This is a genomic window from Pseudarthrobacter sp. GA104 (genome assembly GCF_009741265.1).
Classification (GTDB): domain Bacteria; phylum Actinomycetota; class Actinomycetes; order Actinomycetales; family Micrococcaceae; genus Arthrobacter.
Map to the genome: position 1 here is coordinate 4,362,843 of NZ_WOWL01000001.1, position 19,717 is coordinate 4,382,559.

General features: G+C 62.6%; 10 protein-coding genes. All 10 read right to left on the bottom strand.

Annotated features, from left to right (window positions below; all coding sequences use genetic code 11):
* Nucleotides 1-33: 33 nt before the first annotated feature.
* Nucleotides 34-5,586: a hypothetical protein gene (locus GK109_RS20055; protein ID WP_157242208.1), complete on the bottom strand. Its 5,553-nt coding sequence runs from the start codon at nucleotides 5,584-5,586 to the stop codon at nucleotides 34-36.
* Between the two features lie 150 nt (nucleotides 5,587-5,736).
* Entirely contained in the window at nucleotides 5,737-9,771 is a 4,035-nt protein-coding gene (locus tag GK109_RS20060; RefSeq protein ID WP_157242209.1) for a type IV secretory system conjugative DNA transfer family protein, read from the bottom strand.
* Nucleotides 9,772-9,904: 133 nt separating this feature from the next.
* Complete coding sequence (locus tag GK109_RS20065; RefSeq protein ID WP_157242210.1) at nucleotides 9,905-11,953, bottom strand: hypothetical protein; 2,049 nt, start codon at nucleotides 11,951-11,953, stop codon at nucleotides 9,905-9,907.
* Between the two features lie 126 nt (nucleotides 11,954-12,079).
* On the bottom strand, nucleotides 12,080-13,846 hold the full coding sequence (locus GK109_RS20070) for an AAA family ATPase (protein ID WP_157242211.1): 1,767 nt from the start codon (nucleotides 13,844-13,846) through the stop codon (nucleotides 12,080-12,082).
* A gap of 156 nt (nucleotides 13,847-14,002) precedes the next feature.
* Nucleotides 14,003-14,269 (bottom strand): hypothetical protein, encoded by a 267-nt coding sequence (locus GK109_RS20075; protein ID WP_157242212.1) that lies wholly within the window; start codon nucleotides 14,267-14,269, stop codon nucleotides 14,003-14,005.
* A gap of 17 nt (nucleotides 14,270-14,286) precedes the next feature.
* Nucleotides 14,287-14,976, bottom strand: coding sequence for a hypothetical protein (locus GK109_RS20080; RefSeq protein ID WP_157242213.1), 690 nt, complete (start codon nucleotides 14,974-14,976; stop codon nucleotides 14,287-14,289).
* Between the two features lie 102 nt (nucleotides 14,977-15,078).
* Nucleotides 15,079-15,615 (bottom strand): hypothetical protein, encoded by a 537-nt coding sequence (locus tag GK109_RS20085; protein WP_157242214.1) that lies wholly within the window; start codon nucleotides 15,613-15,615, stop codon nucleotides 15,079-15,081.
* Nucleotides 15,616-15,760: 145 nt separating this feature from the next.
* On the bottom strand, nucleotides 15,761-18,034 hold the full coding sequence (gene mobL / locus GK109_RS20090) for a relaxase MobL (protein ID WP_157242215.1): 2,274 nt from the start codon (nucleotides 18,032-18,034) through the stop codon (nucleotides 15,761-15,763).
* Between the two features lie 96 nt (nucleotides 18,035-18,130).
* Nucleotides 18,131-19,156 (bottom strand): hypothetical protein, encoded by a 1,026-nt coding sequence (locus GK109_RS20095; protein WP_157242216.1) that lies wholly within the window; start codon nucleotides 19,154-19,156, stop codon nucleotides 18,131-18,133.
* Nucleotides 19,156-19,671 (bottom strand): hypothetical protein, encoded by a 516-nt coding sequence (locus GK109_RS20100; protein ID WP_157242217.1) that lies wholly within the window; start codon nucleotides 19,669-19,671, stop codon nucleotides 19,156-19,158. The genes GK109_RS20095 and GK109_RS20100 overlap by 1 nt, the downstream gene beginning before the upstream one ends.
* Between the last annotated feature and the right edge of the window lie 46 nt (nucleotides 19,672-19,717).

A 19,717-nucleotide genomic window follows, 5' to 3' on the forward strand; every position in this document is an offset into this window, starting at 1 on the left:
GGGCCGTTTTCAAGTTCCTTGTCCTGTGCCATCTCAGTTCCCCATTCCGTAGTCGTCGTCACTCTTCTCAGGTTCGGCCTCAAAGTTCGGCGTCCAGACCGGCCGACGTGCTCCGACGCCGACGGCGTGCACCGAGCGCCGTCCCGCGCCACGTGCCCTGGCAGCGCCGTCTACATCCGGGGCGATTACGTCGCGCTTGACCACCGAGGCGTCCACTGCGATCTCAGCACTCTCCATACCGTTCAGGCCGTCCAGCCCGTGGATCTCGAACGCGTCCAGCTGGCGGGCCGCCGCCGAGCGCACTCGTCGGGTCCCTGCTGAGGCGAACTGTTCGTTCTTCGCTCCGTCGAAAATGCCTTCGCGATCCTTCGCTGCCTGCAGCAGCGCCGCAAAGTCACCACCGTAAGCCATACGGTCCATCACGGTGCCGGCCAGAGACGGGTCCTCCTCCAGATTGCGCACAAGCCCCGTCTTCGGGTCTTCCAAGGCACGTGCGACGCGCGCCACGTGGTCAGGATTGACCGTGACGTTGAACCCGTCCTTGGCTTCGTAGAACTCCGTGAACTGGGCCTCCCACTCCTCGGCCGTTGCCTGGACAGCCTCACCGTCGGAGAACTCGGGCCGCCACTGGCCGGGACCAACATGCTCGAGCTTGCGGCCCCTCCACAGGTCGCGCCCCGGGCCCTGAAGCATCTCGTACTTGTGCCGGGCTTCCGCTGCATCGTGTTTGGCCTGCAGGATCGACTGGGTCACCGGGTAGGTCACCTCCAGCACGGCCTTGAGGTCCGCGCCGCGCAGGGCACGCACGGCCCTCTGCGAGAAGGAGCCACCGAGTCCCGTTCCGTGGGCCTTGATCGCCGTGGCAAACATACTCGCCTCCTGGTCCTCCTGGGTGATGCCAGGCCTGCCCCGGTCGTCGCCGAGGTTGCGGGCGTAATCGGCCAGCTTCTTCTCGCTGCCCTTCGCGCCGGTCTCAACGCAGACCTGGCGCACGCTCTGCAGGTGCGCCTCACGGTCGGAGAACGTCAACGCCGCCCCGAATTCACCGCGCTGGGCAGAGCGGTAGATACCGCTGAGCTCGTCGGTGAGTGTCTCCCGACCGGTGCCAACCTCGTAGGAGTCGTCGACGAAACGCAGCCGGTTCGCCTCCGCCAGGGAGCTGTCCAGATCCTCCACCAGGTTCGGATTCTTCGACAGTGCGACCTGAGTGTCCAGAGAAACCTGCATCGCCAAGGGGTGCGATCCGTCAGGCTTCACCACTCCGGTGTCCAGCAGGTTCGAGGGCACCGAGAGCTTCTCAAGAGCCTCAGCCTTCGCTGCCTCGCTGTGCAGCTTCACCACCGCGACCGCATCGCCGTCGAAGTCGCCGTCGAAGCACTGATCCATGACCGGGTTGATCGCCGCGCCCGTGAGCCGGTCGTCGATGGCCACCCGCATGTAGCGCACGCCGGCGTCGCGCAGGACCGGATCGCGCCAAACCAGAGCGTGGTCGCCTTCGGTCAGACCCAGCTGCCCGGCCTTGACCGAGCTCAGGGCGATCTGGTCGATGTCGAGCCGCGGGTCCGCAGTCCAGACCATTGTCGCCGAGTCGGACAGGCGCGAGGACATCAAACCTGTCTTGAAGATGTTGTTCTTTCCGGTGAGTACCCGGGTCTGCACATCGGTGGTGATCGCTTCGAAGGAACGCTGGGCCCGGGACACGGACTCACTCATACCCCGCCGCACTTCGGCGCGCTTCTCCGAGGACAAGCCCTGACCGTCCAGCTGCTCGGCCATAAACCGGTAGCGGCAGGCCTCGACAAAAACGTCCTGGTAGTTGCGGGTGTAATCGTGTGTGACCGATGTACCGTCGTCGAATTCCTGCCCGCTGCGCAGGTGCGAGGAAAGCACAGGCAGCTTCCAGGAGGTCGCACTGACGGTCTCGGTCTGCTCGCCGGTCGGGTACGCCAGCGGGAACGGGATCTCCATGTCGCCGCCGCGGTCACCGATCAGGTCGCCAAAGGACTTACGCATCGCTGTTGTGTTCAGCCCCGGGAGCGCGCCATCACTGCGTGGCTGAGTGCGCATCAACTCCGGCATCGGGATGAGACGGCGCTCGGGACGCTCGTCGATGCTGTCGGACTGACCGACGACGCGCAAGGAGCCGTCGGCTTCCATGTCCAGGCCGGCGACAAGCAGGTACTCGCGCAGGTTCGACTCGGCCCCGGAGTTGTGACCGAAGAACTCACGCATGATCGCAGGGCAGTCCTGGGACTGCAGTGCCCACGCCAGCTGCGAAGACGCCTTGCGGCCCTTGCCGGCCCGCACCTGCTCGTCGTCGTAAATTTTGGTCTTCTCGTCGACGGCCATGTGGGTGACGACGAAGCGCATCTGGCCGATACCGTCTGCCACATTGTTCTCCGGAGCAGAAGGTGCCACCAGATCCTGGGTCTCACCGGCCATCAGTTCACGGGCCGACCCTGCGTTGCGACGCGAGATCAACGAAAACGGACTCATCACAACGTCCATCTCGGGGTTGGCGCGGAACCAGTTCAGTTCTTCCTCGATGCCGTGGGACCTGGCTTCGTCCAGCGGCATGTCCCGATCCACAACCAGCGAAATTACACCCTTGTTGCCGTGCAGGTCCGAGATCTTGTCGCCCACGACGAGGTCACGCGGCTGGCCACCGGCCCCGCGGATACGATGGCGCTCGGCGAACTCACGGCTCACCACGATCGGGTCGTCGGCCGTCCAGCCGCCGAAGGTCATCAGAGCGGTACCCGTGGGCTTGGTGACCTCAGAGGACTGCATGATCGTCGAGGCCGTCATCTGCTGGCGGTCGAAGGGGTCGTAGCGCAGCGTCTCCAGCTCCGGCCGGCTCATCAGCGGAGCACGGGACCCGGTCACAGTCTCCGGGTTGCCCGGCTCGATGGTGCCGTCCGGGCGCACCGCTGCATCCTCGGTGAGATAGCGCACGATGCCCTGGTTGGTTGCGCCACCGGTCATCACCGGGTCGAAGTACCCGCCCGGGGCTGCAACGCGGTTGCGATCGGTTCCCGTCAGGACCGTCATGTTCCGCCCGCCGGTGAGCTTCCAGGCGTCGAAGACGTTGTCGTCGGCCGGGTCGGTGCGGTCCCGCTCGGCGCGGTACTCGGCGTAGATCGTCGAGCTCTGCTTGATCTCGTTGGAGTAGCGCACGCGCTTCGCCTCGGTCTCCAGGATCGAAGCCGTCCACTCATCCAGACGTGCCGTGATCTCGCCGGTGGACTCATCGAGCTCGTACGTCGTGGCCTGCTCGACAAAGTCAACCGGGTGCTTGGTGCCGTAAAGCTGCGAGTACACGGCGTTGAGCGAGGCCGGCTCTCCGGTCCGGCTGCGTCCGGAGACGAGGTCGCCCGCGATCTGGTACTGGATGCGCTCGTGCATAAGCTGCTCGTAGCCGCGCAAGACAGTGCGCTCTTCAACTGACTTAGGAGCTTCGCCAGGGATCTGCGCCTTAATGCGCGCTTCGTAGCCGGGGACGATCAGCGCGTTCTCGCCGCTGGCGAACTTCGTGACGATCTCGCCGTATTCGCCGACGTCGAAGACCTGACCGATCTCACCGGAGACCGGGGTCGTCTTGCCGTCGCGTCGCAGCTTCTCGCCGGTCCAGCTGATAACACCCTGCTCGTCGACCAGGATCTCAACCGGCGTCGCAGCATTGCGCACCAGGCTCTGGCGCACGGTATCGCCAATGCGGCGCATGAACTCCGAGGAGTGCTCGGTGATCGGCATGGCGGTGGCCGCATCGAAACCGACGATCCGGTCTTTGAACCGGGTCGCCTGAAAACTGGTACCCATCAACTCGTCAGGGGAGACCCCGCAACGACGCAGAGCCGAGGCAAGGTTGTCGAGATTCGACCACTGACCTGTGGGGCTGGTCATGTACTTGGCCACCCGGGACGGATCGAAGCGTTGCTCCATCCATTCGCCGTCGATGTAATGGGGTTCGGCGTCCCATGTCCCAACCAGCTCGAAGGGAACGTCGTCAGCGTGCCCGCGGACCTTTTCCGCAGGCGAGCCGCCGTAGACGAGGTTACCCAGATCGGGCACGTCCCCGGCCTGCAGCTCGCCGATCTCGTCCAGGCGCTCCTGGTACATCTCCTCGGTCGCGCCCGGGCGCAGCAGTTCGCTGCGGGCCCCGATAAGCACGTCCCAGTAAGAGCGCTGGATCGCCGCAACCTCAGGGTCCGATGCGTACTCGGGCGGCTCGATCTCATCGACCACACCCTCGGTGCGCTGCAGCTCGGACCCGGCACGAAGAATCAATTCTTCAACACCCAAAGCAGCACGCAGATTCTCTCGCGCGGTTTCGACGGCCTCACGTCCATAGATTTCTGCGGGCTCGGCGTCGACAAAGAAGGTCGGCAGGGAGCGGTTCTTGGCGTCGCGGCGAAGCATGATCTTGGACCCGGGACGTGGGGCATTCTCACCGGGGACCACATAGCCGGCCACTACGAACATACTCTCGCGGTCGACATGGTAGCTGTCGGGCACATCCACAAGTGTGCGGCCGCGGCCGCGTTCGGGATGACTGGTGCCGACCTCGCCGACAGCCACTCCAGGGAGATCCTCACGTTCAACGCGCTGCCCCTGGGCGAAGCGCAGCAACCGCACTGCCTCCTCCGGAGTGGGCGAAGGAACCGCCATGCCGCCCGGAACCCGGTGGTTGGTGCTGTAACGCAGGACAGTGCCGTTGTCGTAGATGCGTGCGCCGGCGTACTCCTCCTGCCGTGTGTCGGTAAGACGGATCTCCATGCCGGTCCCGGCGATCTTGGCCTTGATCTGGCCCGGCTCACGGTCGCGCAACACCTCGTAGGACACGCCCTGCGACTTCAGCTCTTCGAGCAGAGCAGCCGAGCGGGTCACGGCACGCTGGGACATGAAACGGTTGCGGTCAATGCGGCCGGTCTGGGGGTCGCGGCCGCCGTCAATGACCCACTCCCGGACCTGGTCGTATTCCTGGCGGCTCATCTTGTCCATGAGCGCCGTAAGCCCTGCTGCGTCATCATTGGTCATGGCCCGCCCGGCTTCGTAAGGCTTTCCTTCGGCGTCAACGCGCCAGAGCGTCATGTTCCCGCGCCGGGGATCAGCCAGAGTCTCGACCTCGCCGTCGGCGTTCTTCGTGATCGTTTCATCAGAGATGTACAACAGCTCGGTCCCGGCCCGCTTCACGGTCGCCCGCTCGGACCACGCCGGGTCGTAGGGGCTGATCGGCAGCCGCGCCGAACGAGGATCCGCCTGCGCGCCGACGCCCGTGGCGCGGGTAAAGTCCCGCTGCAGCGACTGATAGCGCTCGTTCTTGGGGGAGTGGTCGCCGAACTGCAGCTCATAATCCGGGACCTTCTCCGAGAAAGCCGCGTCGATCGCGCTCAGGCAGTCGGTGACACCCAACCGGGGGTCAGCCAACGCGGTTCCGCGCTGTCCGAGAATCTGGTCGACTCGTGCGCGGATAGCTTTGGCCTGGGAGATCGGAATGATCTCTCCGCTCTGATCCCTTGCCTGTTCGACTGCCTTATAGAACACGTACTCGTAGAAGTACCTGCGCAGGCCATGTGCCTTTTTCATCTCTTCTCAGCCTCCTGTGGATGCTCGGGTGACATAACTATGTATAGATCATACCCAGACCATTCGATAGAAAGCGAGTAATGAGTCGATAGACGAGAGCTGTGGCAGTTCGACTCATTGAAGGACTGCCACGGCTCGTGAAAGGCGTTACTACTTCGACTTCATCTCGACCGCCATTGCCCGGTCAAAGCTGCCGTCGGCCAGGATCTCCCAGCTGGGCAGCGAAGCGAGGAACAGATAGAACGCGGCGTGGACCTTGACCGTCGCCAGCGACCGCAGATCGTCCTCGGTTACGTCCTGTTCGGCGTACACCCGGGAATTTTCGTCGCCGATCTGACCGTTGAGCCGGCGGGCCGCCTCGGTGAAGGCATCCGAACGGACCTGGCTGATAAAGGTCTTCGTCCCGTCCGCGCTGCGCAGTTCGCCGTCACCGCCGACCGAGAAATGCTTGTGGTCCTGCTGCATCTCGACCAGCGCTGCCTTGTACGCCTCGCCGATCTCGACGTCCAGTGCTTTGACCTTGGCCGAGCCGTCGAGATTGATCAGCATCTCTTTACTGATCGTGCCCTCGGCGTAGACCATACGCCGGTGGTCATTCAGTGTCGTTGCATTCGCAGCCACCGCAACAGCGACTTCGACATTCTCGAGGAACTCCTCGTCGCTGCCCACCATCATCGCTTCGTAGTCATCCGGATCCACGATTACCGGGGCATTAGGATCGTCGCCGTCATGGACCATCGTCATCCTGGTGATGACCTCCATGACCTCATCTGAGTAGACGTCCGGATCCAAACGTTCGATGTCAACATCCTTGTAGTCATAGGTCTCCTGATACAGCGTCTTGGCATCCGGAGCCTTGACTGCCTGCGCCATGCGCTTGTCGAGCATCTTCACAAAGTCGGGCTGGTTCATCCGCACGTCGAACTCCATCGCCGAGCTCAGCGTCGGAATTGTCTGCAGCGAGTACTCGTGCCCGGGGTGCCTGATCGTGTTACCCAGCAGCTTGTACGACATCGGCAGGATCGTCTCGTTGCGGTTCCATACGGGCGCGTCGCCGGCGCGCAGCACGATGGAGTTACGCGGAGCAAGGAACGCGAAGTCGTTGTACTTGATCAGCGGCTCCTCCTCCGTCGAGTAGGTGCGCGAGATCGCCCCGTCCGTTTGCCCGCCAACCACTTTGTCCAGGTTCTGCGTGATCTGCTTGGAGCTGGCGTGCGTGCGGTGCGTCTTACCGCTCATCTTCTCCAGGGTCTCGATCATCGAGTCGTCGGTGGATTTGAGGAAGACGATGTTTGAGGTGTTGCCCTGGACGATTTTGTCGACGGACTCGCCGTAGACGTCGCGCAGCTGCTGCAGGGTCTGCAGGATGAGCGTGAACTGCTGCTCCTGTCCGAGGCCAATGCTCAGCATCGTCTCGAAGCCGGAAATGCCGTTGCCGTCGGACTGCAGGTTGCCCAGCTCGTCGAGCATGAACCGCGTGCGGTACAGCGGCTTCTGGTTCGACTTCGTCATGTATGACTGATCGAACGATACGTCCACCAGCTGCTTGACCAGAATGAGGATCAGCTTCGCGTACTTCATCAGGTGAGGGGGAGTCACCAGGAAGACCGCCTTCGACGACTCCGAGTACCGTGCCATCGTCTGAGTGATCGCCCGCGCCTGGCATTCGACCTCTTCCGGGTTCCCTCCGCCGGAGAAATCCAGCTTCCGGCTTGGGAACGTCGTATCCCCGGGCTGGAACGAGAGAATCTTCCCGTCCCGCTTCCCACCCTCACGCACCGGCTTGAGCTCACGCACCACGCCGTTCTTTACGATCTTCTTGCCGGTCACCGGCTCGACCACGAAGTGGCGTCCGTTGAGCGACAGCTGGTAGTTCTTCTTGAAGTGGAAGTAGAAGGTCCGCACAAGCATCCCGCTCTGGGGATTCTTCAGCTCCAGCTTCAACCAGGCCTCGTCCTTGGGGAAGATTCCCTTGAAGTTGTAGCGCGCCCAACCCACTCGGCCGACGACCTCAGCGTGCTCGAAATCCTTACCCAGCGATTCACTGAACATCGGGTCCGCGTACGCCGTCCAGCTGGCCTGTTGTCCCAGCAGGTGGTCGCGCTTGAGAAAGTTCGGTGAGAAGCGCACGCCAAGCCGCCGCGGAAACGACAGGCCAGCAAGATCGGTGTTCTGCGAAGGCTTGCCCGAGGTCAGCGTCGAGATCGTCGGGTCGGTGAAGAAGCTCATACCGGTGATCGCGATGCCGTACACCGAGGACATCATCTTCTCTGCGCCAGCCATGGCGACCAGGGCATTGTGCGCGTTTCCGACCAACGTACGCATCGAGTTGCGGGGGAGTGCCTGTGTCGCGTTGAAGTACAGGGTGAGCAGGTCCTGTTCAGCCTTGCCTTCCCACAGGAAATCCTTCTCGGCGACCTTCGCCTGCTCTTCGACCAAAGCCTCCTCGTCTTCCTCGAACTCGCCGGCCTTGATGCGCTTCTCCAGCTCGGCTGCCGGATTCTTCCACTTCTTGGAGGTCAGCTGCACGAACAATTGGTAGCAGTTGTAGAGCGTGACCTTGCCCCACATGTCGTCCAGGCGATGCTCAAGCGTCTCGGGATCCATGCCAGTCACGGCGGCATACTCACGCAACTCCCGCTCCTCCTCGAGGTAGAAGTCGATAAGGCCGTAGGCTGCTCGCTTGAAGGCGTTGTTTGCCGCGTTCGGCCAAACCGGATCCTCGCCTCCGTCGAGCGGGAAGAACACTTCGCCAATGTTCTCGATGTAGAGCGCGCACTTGGTCGAGTCGCCCTCACGGGCTGCGTCGGCCGCCATCCCCAGCGGATTGTAGATGTCGGTCTTCATTGAGTTGATCAGATTGAACTGCACCGGCTCGAATCCTCGGGTGACCAGCGGAATGTAGTTCTTGACAAGAAGCTCGCCCTTGGGGTCGTTGATGACCATGTTGGAGGGGTTCTTTTCCCGGCTCCACATGTCGATCATCGGCTCGATGTACCCCTGACCCTTACCGGCTCGGGTGATCGCCAGAACCATGGTGTTCACCGGTGCTGTATCTACGATGTACGCGCCGGCCGGACGCTGGACCTCATAAGCCGGGAAATCCCAGTCGTCCTTGATCAGGTCCGCCACGGTCTTGTACTTGCCGAGCTTGTCGCGGTTCGAACCGTCAGGGTTGTAGGGGATCAAGGTCGTGTCATACTTCTTCCGCAGTGCCTTGTCCTGCGGCAGGCCCGAAGCGTCGAAAAGAGCCTCGCCGAACTCCTCGTCGATAACCGGCAGAGTCTTGACCAGCGGATTGCCTTCGGCGTCGTCCATGATCTCGCCCTTGTAGTAGACGAGTTTGCCATCCTCATCGATCACGTCGGCCTCGGCCCGCTGGGAGACCTCGACGGAACCCAGGCCCTTTTTCCTGAGCATCATGTGGCTGATCATTGAACTGACCTGGACTGCGGAGTGCGCGCCGGCGTCCGGGAACCAATCGTAGGCCTGCTGGATCTCCTCGGGCAGCGCAATGTGCTGGTCATTGCGGTGGTCGTTGATGTCGGTGTGGTCGACATGCGCGTTGTGCTTCGCGACCTGGCGGCCGGTCCACGTTCCGATCACAAGAGCGACGAGCAATCCCGAACCCAGGGTGAGGAAGAGCTTGAATACCGAGACAGCGGCCAGCTGCTCACCGACGCTCGTCGAGCCGGATGCGGTCTCCTTGGGTTCTGCATCTGCCGGGGCATCCTGGGCCTCCGTCCACCACTCTGGTACGGGCACCTCCGCGAGATCCCTGTGGCACTTGCCCCCGAGTTCCGGGTTGCCCTTCTTATCGAGAGCGCGGTAGCAGCTAACGGGCACCCCACCCTGCCCGGTCGTCGTGTCCTCGACGTAATACGAGGTCGGCGCACGTCCCTGGCCGTTTCCGCCCAGGCCATCCCCCAGAGTCGGACCTACCGACATCACCGCCGTGGCGATGACTGAGAAAAGCACCCATGCCACGACTGCGACCAGGATCCCGACAATCCCCGCAAGCACCATGCCGGGAGTGTTCGAGCGCTTGCTCAACCGCTCGCCCCGATCAAGCTGCTGATCCTCGTAGACGTCCCTGTTCGTCAACGTCTCACCGGGCCTGCGGGCCGAGAGCTTCTCCCATCCGCGCGCCTTCGGACGTGACGCCTTCCACCTGCTGCCTGCCATGATTACCCGCCTGTTCCTGCGTGTCTTGCTTACTGTGCACTGTCCTTCGTCCCGCCTCCGGAGACGACAACGGCGCATGGAGTGCCTCCATGCGCCGTCCATCCGATGCGCTCGGCCCTTACGGGGCGTCGCGTCAGCCGCCCATCCCCGCTCCGCCGATGAAGCCGGCAAGGCCGCCAAGCAAGGGCAGCGCCACGATGAGAGCGACGATCATCTTGTTGTAGCGACCCTGGATCTCCGAGGCCCGCGTGAGCTCACTAGCGTACGATTCCTTATCGGCCAGCAGCTCTTCCATCCGCGCCTCATAACGACGCTTGACCGAGTCCTCCACGGACGCCATCTGCTGGAGCAGATCCGTGTTGCGCTTGGTAGCCGAGTCAGTTTTCTCCTTCTCCAGCTCCAGGCTGTGCTGCCACTCCGAATCGCGCCCCTGCATCTGGGTGATCGCGTCCTTGCGGCTGCGGTCGAGCTCGTCCTCCATCCGGCGGATGCGATCAGCATGCTCGCTGCGGATCGACTCCAGAAGCGCTTCCTGCTCGCGTCGGACCACGCCGATCTCGTCGGTGGTCCGCTGGTGCTCGGCCAGAGCCTCGGCCTGGACGATGTCCGCCTTGCGGTTGTCATCGACGATCCGTGCGATCTCGTCCTTCCACTGGCCCAGGCGCGCCTCCTCGGCCTCGAGGTACGCCCTCTGCTTCTCAGCGAGCACCTCGAAGATCCGCGTAGTGCCGATCTGCATCTTCAAGGCTGCGTCGGAGCGGCGCACGCGCAGGATCTCCTGCTGGTCGTGCGAGTAAGCGTTCTCGATGACCCGCTCGATCTCGGCTACAGCGTCGCCCTGCTCGCGTTCCATACGGGAACGGTTGCGCTCCTTGTACTGGATCTCAGCCTGGATCGCCGCCTGCTCGGCTAGCTTCTTAGCCTGGGTCTCGTGATCCTTGAGGATCTCAGCCTTGCGGGCACGAATCCGCTGCTCCTTCTCGGACTCGCGCTCCCGGTGGGCCTCCTCGGTGCCGTCCTTGAGCGACTTGTAGCGCGATCCCGGGCGGTCAGTGGCCACCTCACGGATAACCTGTTCGACGTGTGCCGACATCAGATTCACGTACAAGGTACGCAGCTCGTCCTCATGCGCCCAGCGCAGCTGTGAGAGGTCGGCGTTGGCCTGCCGGTTGAGCTGAGCAACCTGGTCGCCGAGCCATTCGGTCGCGCCTTGAGGCACGTCGATTTGCACGACCGGTGCGCCGATGGCAAAGGTCGCGTTGAACTCGGAAAGATCAACCTGGAGATCCAGATCCTCAGAGAGGAAGCGGCGGGCAATGACTTCGCGCACCTGTTCCTGGTCCTCCAGCAGCACCACATCCTCGGCGCTCTGATCAAGGGCTCCCGATTCCTCGTCCAATTCATCGAGGCCACCGGACCCGTCAAACTCCGGCTCGGCTTCGACGGCAAACGACTTGGGATCGACCTCAGTGCCGAAATTGATCGGCTCATCGTCGAACAAGGGTTCATCAGCACCCGCAGAGTCGAAGATTGGCTCATCGCCAGTATCAGAGTTGCCGCCAGGGAGTTCGTCAAAAATGTCGTCGCCCCCGTCCTCGACCACCGCGACTGCCTCAGTATCGGTGGATGCACTCCCGGCCGCGACCTCGTCGAACGCAACTCCGCTGTGGTCCTTCCAGGCCTGCTCTCCAACGGCCTGCTCAAGGCTCATCGCACCAGCGGCGACCTCCTGTGCCTGTTTGAATGTCGCCTCGTTCACGAGGTCCACCAACAGTTCGCCGCTGGGCTTCTGCCACACGACTGCCCAGGAGTAGTCGGCACCGGTGAAGAGTGAGTACTCCTCCATCCGGGAAAGCGTCTCCGTGGTCGGGATGATGCCAAAAACTTCTTCACCGAGCATCTCGGCGGTAGCCACGGTCTTGATCTGATCTGAATCGATGAGCTCGATGATCGACCCTTTGGCCTCGTCACGGCCATGCCGCTTGCTCAGCCCTCCGATGTTCTCCGCGGCAAGTACGAGCATGACCCATGCCGTACCGCTGGGGAAGACGAACTTCGCGTTCGACCGCAGCAGCTCTACCGCCGCCGGGATCGCCGTCTCCCTGACCACGGAGGACAGCAGCTCGTCAGGCTTCTTCTTCCGATCCTTGTTCCGGCTTCCAGCCGTGCCCAGAATGCCCATTGGTGTCGATCCCTTCGATGATGAAACGCAGTTCGCCTGGTATATGAGTATCCTATCGCTTTCGAGTCGATAGGAGCAAGAATGATGAGTCGATAGATTCAAGACTCATGTAAGAAAACCACCCGGTCAGCGCAATGCACTGACCTCAATGTGGGCGTCCGAGGTAAGCATGTCCTTGTTGTCGCTGACCAATTCGCCGACCACGTCGATCCGGATCCTCCGCTCCGAGGGGTGCTCATTGATAAATGCCGCCACGCCTGTGGTGACTTCATCGGTCATTTTCGCCACCGCCGTACGCGCACCGCCGGCATTGGAGTCGGTATCGGCCTTGTCCTCGATCAGGTACTGAAGCACCCTTTCGTCGATGTCCACACGCACGTTGTGTTTGACCAGTACCTCCTGCACCATGGAGCGCAGCTTGTTGCGCACAATCTTTCGTAGCGTGTCCTCCGACAGCGGCTGGAAGGGAACAATGGCGTCGATGCGGCCCAGCAGTTCCGGAGGAAACCGATTGTCGGCCGAGGTCTCCGAGATCGAGCGCCGGATGAGCTTGTCGTATTTCAACAGCTGCTCGCCCGAGCCGGTGTCATCAGCGGCGTACCTCGCGATGGTCTCGTAGATCTCCGATCCGGCGTTCGTGGTGAGCACAATGTATGTATTCAGGAAGCTGACCTCGCGGTTGTTGTCATCAGAGAGCCGGCCGTCGTCGAGCACCTGGAGCAACAGGCGCGTGACCATCGCCGAGGCCTTCTCGATCTCGTCGAAGAGCAGCACGGCGTGGGAAAGATCCCAGACCCGCTTCGTCAGCTCAGAACGGAACAGATCCATAGAGGAATCCTGCGCAAACTCGGACATATCGAAGCGGATCAGGTGCCGCTGGTCGTCTCCGAAGAGCAGCCGTGCCAGCTGCTTGGTCAACTCGGTCTTACCCACGCCCGTAGACCCAGTCAGGAGCATGGACGCTTCCGGGCGGCCCTTGTCGTTCAGATCGGCCACCGACAACTGCAGCCGTCGGGCGACCGCCCGCGTCGCCAGATCCTGGCTGTACACCCGGGCGTCCAACTGCGTCTTGATCTTTGCGCCGTCGACCTTGAAGGCTACGTTGACGCCCAGGGACTCCTGGAGCACGTCCGAGAGCAGGGCGCGGTCCATCGCCCGTCCAGTCAGACGGTGCCAGCCGACCATGCTGTCCAGTACGAGGATCGATTTGCGGGGCTGTGAGCTCGCCGGCATGTAGCGCTGTGTGTATTCGTAGATCTGACGGTAGATGTGATCGTCGTAGAACTGGTCAGCCACCTCGTAGCGCTCCGCCATGCCCTGAAGGATCTTGATCGTCGTCACCTGGTCCGGAGGCGTCAGGTTAATGCGCTGCAGGCGCTCGACCAGGGGCTGGTTCGGCGCGATGTGCTTGTGAAATTCGACGTACGTCGTCGCCGCGATGATCCGGATGCCGCGTGTACCCGAAGCGGCCAGCACCGGCTTGATCGCCTCCACGGCTGCGGTGGAGAGTTGGATGATCTGGTGGAATTCGTCGATGAAGAGCACCAGCTCCTGCTTCTCGTCCTTGACGAAGCGCTCGGCCTCGTCGAAGAATCCCTTGAGCATCGAGGCCATGAGATCACCGTCGCCCGCCTCGGAAACCATTCGGGCCGGATCGGCTTCAAGATATAGGCGCTCTGCGTCGGCCAGCATGGTCGCCTGGACCAGTGCCGTCTTACCCGTACCGGCCTCGGCCAGCAGGAGTGCATTGTTCAGCTCCGGACGGCTCATGGACGCCATCAGCTGCATCACCTCATGCTCCCGGCCGACAATCTCTCGCTCGGCCTTCTTCAGGGGATCCGACAGCTTGGACAGGAGGGGGTAGCTGTCATTCAGACTGGCATCGTTGAACATGCTGTGGAAGACCTCTCGACAAGCCTCTGATTCACCTGATAGATCAGTCGAAAGTCTATCATGAATGGCATTCGATAGATGATGGATAGAACATGGAGAGACCCCCGGACTTGTATCCGGAGGCCTCCTCAATGCCCAGTGCCCTGGCCGATTCCGTCACTGACCCTGTTCGGGCCCGTCGTCCTGCCGCTCCCCGGACTGCTCGAACCGGTAGTCGTAGCGTTCACTGAGCGGCCGATTGGACTCTCTGGCCTGCTGTGCCACCCGCCGTCGCTCCTCCCGCAGCGACTCATCCATCCGGTCAATCAGCGCCAGCCCGGCGGCAGCCCACCGGTCCTGCCCCTCGTCAGGGGCCGTGATCTCATCCAGTCCCAGGTCCAGAAGGCTGGTACCGTTCATCGGGTTGCTGTCATTCGCCGCCATGTCACCCTCCTCTTTGCTCAGTCATGCTGCTGCTCGACGCCGCGGCTCTGGTCCTGCCCCTCAAACTGGTAGTCGTACCTCTCGCTCAACGGCTGCCTGGTACGCTCCGGGGGACTCTTCGGGACCTCGGGTGCCCTGCCAACCACCGCCCCCAAGCGCCCGACGAGATCCGTTCCCACCGGGGTGCCCCTTGTCTCCTGGTCATGTCCCTGCTGCGTGAGTTGATCGTTGCAGCTGGCTATTTCTGTGCGCAAACCCCGGGCCATGCCCACGGCTGCACCCTTGGCTGCGCTGGCCACAACGCCCTTGGTGTTGGATCCGCCCTGCTTGGCGCGGACTGCCTCCGCGCCCGCGTCCCGCATTACCCCGACGCCAACGCGTTTGACTCCGCTCTTGAAGTCCTCGGACTGCACAACCTGACCGACCTTCTCCTTGAGCCTCTGGCCCGCCGGCAGCCTCTTGAGCTGCACTGAACTCCCGGGCCCTGGAACGTCGGCCGAGGTCACCATATCCGGGATCCCGGGGACCTTGGGGCTGACCTTGCGATCGCGCACTACGGGGTTGAACCGCGAGCCCGGCTGGCCGGGAGCGGGGGAGGAGGGGGCCGATCGCACCGGTCCTCTTGCCGCGGCCAGACCCGCCTGTGAGCTCACGCCTGGTCGGGAGGGTGTGATACCTCCGGTGCGCTGCGGTGTGTCATTTGCCATGTTCTTTCACTCCTTTCAATTGGTCCCGGGATGCAAAAGAGGGCTGCGTTCCATTACTGGAACGCAGCCCTCTTGTCAGTCCCGCGGACGGCCCTCGCCCGCTCAGCCGACGGCGGGCTCCTCGACTTCAACGGCCTGTTCGACCGACTGTTCAGGTGCCGCGGTCTGCGCTTCCTTGGTTGCCGACTGGGCATCCTTCGCCGCCTTCATCGAGGCGAACTGGGTGTCCAGAGTGTTGGCGTCGACCTTGAAGTCAGAGGCTTCGACGGACTTGGTGTTGACCACCAGACCGGTGCCGCGTGATGCTGGCATCACGTTGCCCTTGAAGCCGTAGAGGGTACCGACGGCATTGCCGTCCTTATCCTTGATCGGCTCCTTGTTCGGACCGGCGGCCTTGACGATTTCCTCCAGCTGGCCGACTGAGTACGGTGCGCTGTTGTTGAACCCCGGCTTGCCGTCGGGACGCTGGATGCGCTCCGACTTCAAGTGCAGGTTGCTCTGCTCGGGGCCGCGTGCGTCGCGGGCATCAACCTGGACATCCGCGTAATGCGACTTGCCGTCCTTGGTCTTGCCGTTGTCGTAGACCTTCGCGATGAGGTTGACCCCGGTCATCGCGCCCTTGCCCTTGAGAAGTGCCATGATCTTGTCCTTTCGTCGTTCCGGCCACCAATTGGCGAACCGGCCATGATCATTCGCATCGTCCTGGCAAGACCTGTGGGTACTTGCCGAACTGATCTATACACTAATACTGTATAGAGCATTCCGCAACCATTCGAATGGTGACTTACTCGTGTTGCATGTCCTCGGACAGGCCAATCTCTTCCGAGTCAGTGATACGAGCCGCATCAGGACTGGTCACTGCCGCGTCGATCCGCTCCTGGACGCGCACCACAAGCCCTGCGTCCAGAGAAGCTGTCCTCGACCTGCGCAGCTGCGCTACCTGCTCCCGTTCTTCGCGCAGCTCGGCGAGCCTCGAGCGCAACACCGGATTCCCGCTGCCGTGCTCGGGTGTCAGGCTCCGGGAAAGGCGGGTCATGGATGCGATGTCATCGACCGGAAGGTCAACAATTGCCTCGGACTGACCCGACTGGTCCAGGTACTCCATCGCTGCCAGCAGCAGCCTGCGGCGCTGCATGGCTGCGGCGGAAAAGTCCTGGCGTGCACGTTGACCAATTTCGACATCGGTGACGAAGTCATAGCCGAGATGGTGCAGGTCCAGAGCTTTGACCTCGTCGAAAGGGTGCGGAGTCCCCGGCTCTATGGAGAGCTCCGCGGTGACGCCGGACTCCTTGGCCTCTGCCTGACCTGCCGCACCTGCAACGAGCACCAGACCCGAGTCGGCGAGATCCGACCGAAGCTCATTGACCCGCTCGTTGTAGATCTCCTTCATCGCTGCGATCCGGCCATCAAGCACAACCCGGCCGGCCTTGCCCTCAGTCAAATGCCGGCCACCAGGTTGGTCATAAATTTCCCTGCCCAGGCGCTCGGCCTCCTCCGAATCCTTCATGCGCTGCAGCGAGGCATCCTGGCGGAGGGCCATGAGGGAGAGCAGGCGCTGGCCATAGTCGGCAACGTGCTGCTGCCGCTCGTACCACTGGCCGACGTCGCCGATAAACGGCAGGAAATGCTGGTACTTGCTCATCACCCGTCGGTGGTAGTCCTCCTCGAATCGGTAGAAGTCATAGAGCGGCCGTGAGTCTTCATCAGCCACATCGGCCTTCTCGGCCCGCTCCCACTGGCGGACCAGGTCGCGATAGACGCCGGCTTTGGCCTTGTGGTGCTGCAGGCGGGAGGCGTAGCTGCGCAGCCGGAAGCCGAAGGTCACCAGATCGTCCTCGCCTCCATGCTCGTCCCCGGCCTGTTCCTGGCGTTCCGCGGCGAGCACTGCCATCTGTGCGTAATCCATACCCATGACCTCGAGCATCGGAGTGCGCACGCGCAATTCCTCCGGTGGCAGGGCGCGCAGCATCTGATAAACGCCGTTGACAGCCCGCTCGGTGATCCGATCCCTGCCCGCGTCGATCAAGCGCTGCCACTGATCCTTGGACAGACCTTCGGACCCGCGGCGCTGGTTGGCGTAGTCCACGACTTTCTCCATCGCCTCCGGCAGCGGCGACCCTGGACGTTCCAGCTGCTCGGCAACCAGCTCGGAGACGAGTTGGTTTGCCTTGCGCATGCGCAGATCATTGGAGCCGGCCCGCCACAACGAACGATCAGCCGGCAGACAGGCCAGCAGAAACTGGGGGAGCGACTCAGCCCGCATGCGGTCGTGCGCCCACCGCTTGATATACGTGGTGACGTTCCTGCGTTCGTAGCCCACAGCGCTGGAGAGGTGGGCCACCGCTTGCTTCTCGTCAAGCCAGCCGTCCATACCGCGGCGCAGCCTCGACTTATGCCGGTCCAACAGCTTGCCGCGCTGCGTGCCGTCCTTGGCCAGGTTTCCGTGCCCGGCATCGACCATGGCGAGATGACAGTGCACGTGCTCGGTGTCGACCTGGATCACGCCCACATAGCGCAGGTCATCAAATCCGCTGGTGCCCGAGCTCATCCGCTCCAAACCGTGCATGATCGCCATGCGCAACTTCATCTGATCGATATGGCCCCGGTAGTCCCCGCGGTTCTGACAGTGAAAGTCCTCGCTGACGATCCCTCGTCTCTTCAAATAATCCTCGTCAAAGGAAAGCACCGTCTTGAGGACGGTCTTGCCGCTCTCGAAATGCCGCTGAATGTCCTTGGACGCGGCACGCAGTTGTTCATCCGAGAGTGAAACGGAGCCATAGCCGAACGCGACACCCCCGTCACCCTGTGCCTGGCGCATCGCCGTCTTAGTGTCGAGCCGACTGGTCCCCGCACGCTCGACGGCGCTCTCGCGCGCCATATAGCGCAGGATGAAGTCATCGGTGCGCAGCCGCTGGATCGGTGCGAGCGACTCAGTGGCCTGCTCGCGGGCCATGTACCGGGTGACATAGTCGCCGGGTGTCCCACCCCGGGAGCCCTTACCGCCCGGCAGCGGTACCGAATACTCGTTGACCAGAACGATGTCCTGTTTCAGTCCCATAGCTCCTCGCATCCTTCATCTCGGGAACCGAAGGCCCCGGCTGCTGTTATCCAGCGGCCGGGGCCTTCGCATGCTCTTCTCTGCCCGCCAGATCCCTCAGGACCCGAGGTCGTGCCCGCGGTCCTGGCCGAAGTCGAGATCGGCCGCGCGCTGCTTGGCCTCGCGCTTGCGTTCATCAAGCGTGGTCCCGGTCTTGACCTGTTCCTCGGTTTCAAGACCGAAATCGAGATCACTGCCGCGCTCTGTCTCAATGCCCGTCCGGTCCTGATCGCCGTCGGTGGCACCCGGCGCATCAACCTCGTCCGCACGCAGTACCTGGGCCACACGCTCGTGGTACAAGTTCTCCGGGGTACCTTCGGTGAGCTTGAGCTCGTCCTGGAACTGCTCGCGCTCAGCAGCAATCTCGGCCTCGAGCTCCTGCAGCCTTGTGTTCACGCCATCGGCCGCAGTCTTCTCCGGACTCTCGGGTCCGGCCTGACGTTCTGCCTGCTCGACCAGATCCAGCTCGTCCTCTGTGAACAGCGAATTGATCGCGTCCGAGCGGGCCCGCAGGCCCCGCTCGTCAACTACGGCCTCAGCCTTACCCTTGCCGTCCTTCGAGTGGTCAGCGAAGTAGTCGCTGAGGTCGTAGCCGGAAGACTCCAAGTCGATCTCAAGATCGGCGATGCGGTGCACGTTCATGAAGACCACGGGGGCATCGGCCTGGTGCTCAGACGGAGTAAGTACAAGAGCGTCCACCGTGGCGGGCAGCTCCCACTCGATTCCCGTGAGCTGCTCCGGCACTACGAAGGAAGAGCTGAAGTAGCCCTTGGCGGCCAGCGCGACCAACTGTGTGTCGTCGAACTCGTAGAAGGCATCAACCTTCTCACCTTGGCCGTGGGAGTACGTCACCTGGGTGATCCCATACGGCAGGGACACTGCGGGGGTGATCGAACGCAGTTCGCCGATGACGTGCAGATACGGGCGGTGGTTCTCATCCTTGCCTTTGTGCTTGAGTTCAACGGAGTCGACCAGGACGCCAATCTCCGCTTCCAGCCCGTCGTAGCGGTGGGCTTCGACGCCTCGCTCCCGCAAGGCCCGGTCGGCCCACACATCGTTCATCATCAATCCAGCGGTGCGCATCAGTTGCTCCTCTTTCGGTTGGCGCTCTTGTTCTGGGAATTGGTGCGGGGAGTCGTTACCAGGGCGTCACCGGCCCGTGCGTCGCGAATGCTCTGGATCCGGCGGCTGGCCCAACGCCACATGGCGCGCATTACGGCGATCTCAGCGGCTGCCAGGACCAGAACCAGGAACAGCAGCGGAGCGATCCACATCGCGATGGTCCCGGCCATGGTCAGATCGCCGTACACGTCACCGGACTGATGGTGCAGCCACGCACCGAGCATCGGAATGAGAGCAATCGCAGTGCTGAGCACCAACAGGTAGTCGGCGATGAGGACGACCAGGCGGAAGAACACCGTCCAGATCAAGACCGGAAATCCGGCTGAACTCTTCTCCGGGGTCAGGCCGCGCAGCACGCCGGCCAGCTTCGAGGGCTTGCGCTCCTTCGCCGCCTTCTTTGATGCGGGTGTGGCCACCTCGCGGACGTCCTCCGCCTCGGTCGTACCATTCTTCTTGTCCAGGGTCTGGGTCGTCATGTTCTCGTCCTTCGTCATTGTCGTCGTGCGTATCGTGTTCATGGGT

Excerpts from the sequence above, each read along its gene's own strand:
- GK109_RS20075 (WP_157242212.1), bottom strand. The coding sequence starts at position 14,269 with ATGGCGGCGAATGACAGCAACCCGATGAACGGTACCAGCCTTCTGGAC.
- GK109_RS20100 (WP_157242217.1), bottom strand. The coding sequence starts at position 19,671 with ATGACGACCCAGACCCTGGACAAGAAGAATGGTACGACCGAGGCGGAG.
- GK109_RS20070 (WP_157242211.1), bottom strand. The coding sequence starts at position 13,846 with ATGTTCAACGATGCCAGTCTGAATGACAGCTACCCCCTCCTGTCCAAG.
- GK109_RS20055 (WP_157242208.1), bottom strand. The coding sequence starts at position 5,586 with ATGAAAAAGGCACATGGCCTGCGCAGGTACTTCTACGAGTACGTGTTC.
- GK109_RS20085 (WP_157242214.1), bottom strand. The coding sequence starts at position 15,615 with ATGGCACTTCTCAAGGGCAAGGGCGCGATGACCGGGGTCAACCTCATC.
- GK109_RS20065 (WP_157242210.1), bottom strand. The coding sequence starts at position 11,953 with ATGGGCATTCTGGGCACGGCTGGAAGCCGGAACAAGGATCGGAAGAAG.
- GK109_RS20080 (WP_157242213.1), bottom strand. The coding sequence starts at position 14,976 with ATGGCAAATGACACACCGCAGCGCACCGGAGGTATCACACCCTCCCGA.
- GK109_RS20095 (WP_157242216.1), bottom strand. The coding sequence starts at position 19,156 with ATGCGCACCGCTGGATTGATGATGAACGATGTGTGGGCCGACCGGGCC.
- GK109_RS20060 (WP_157242209.1), bottom strand. The coding sequence starts at position 9,771 with ATGGCAGGCAGCAGGTGGAAGGCGTCACGTCCGAAGGCGCGCGGATGG.
- mobL (WP_157242215.1), bottom strand. The coding sequence starts at position 18,034 with ATGGGACTGAAACAGGACATCGTTCTGGTCAACGAGTATTCGGTACCG.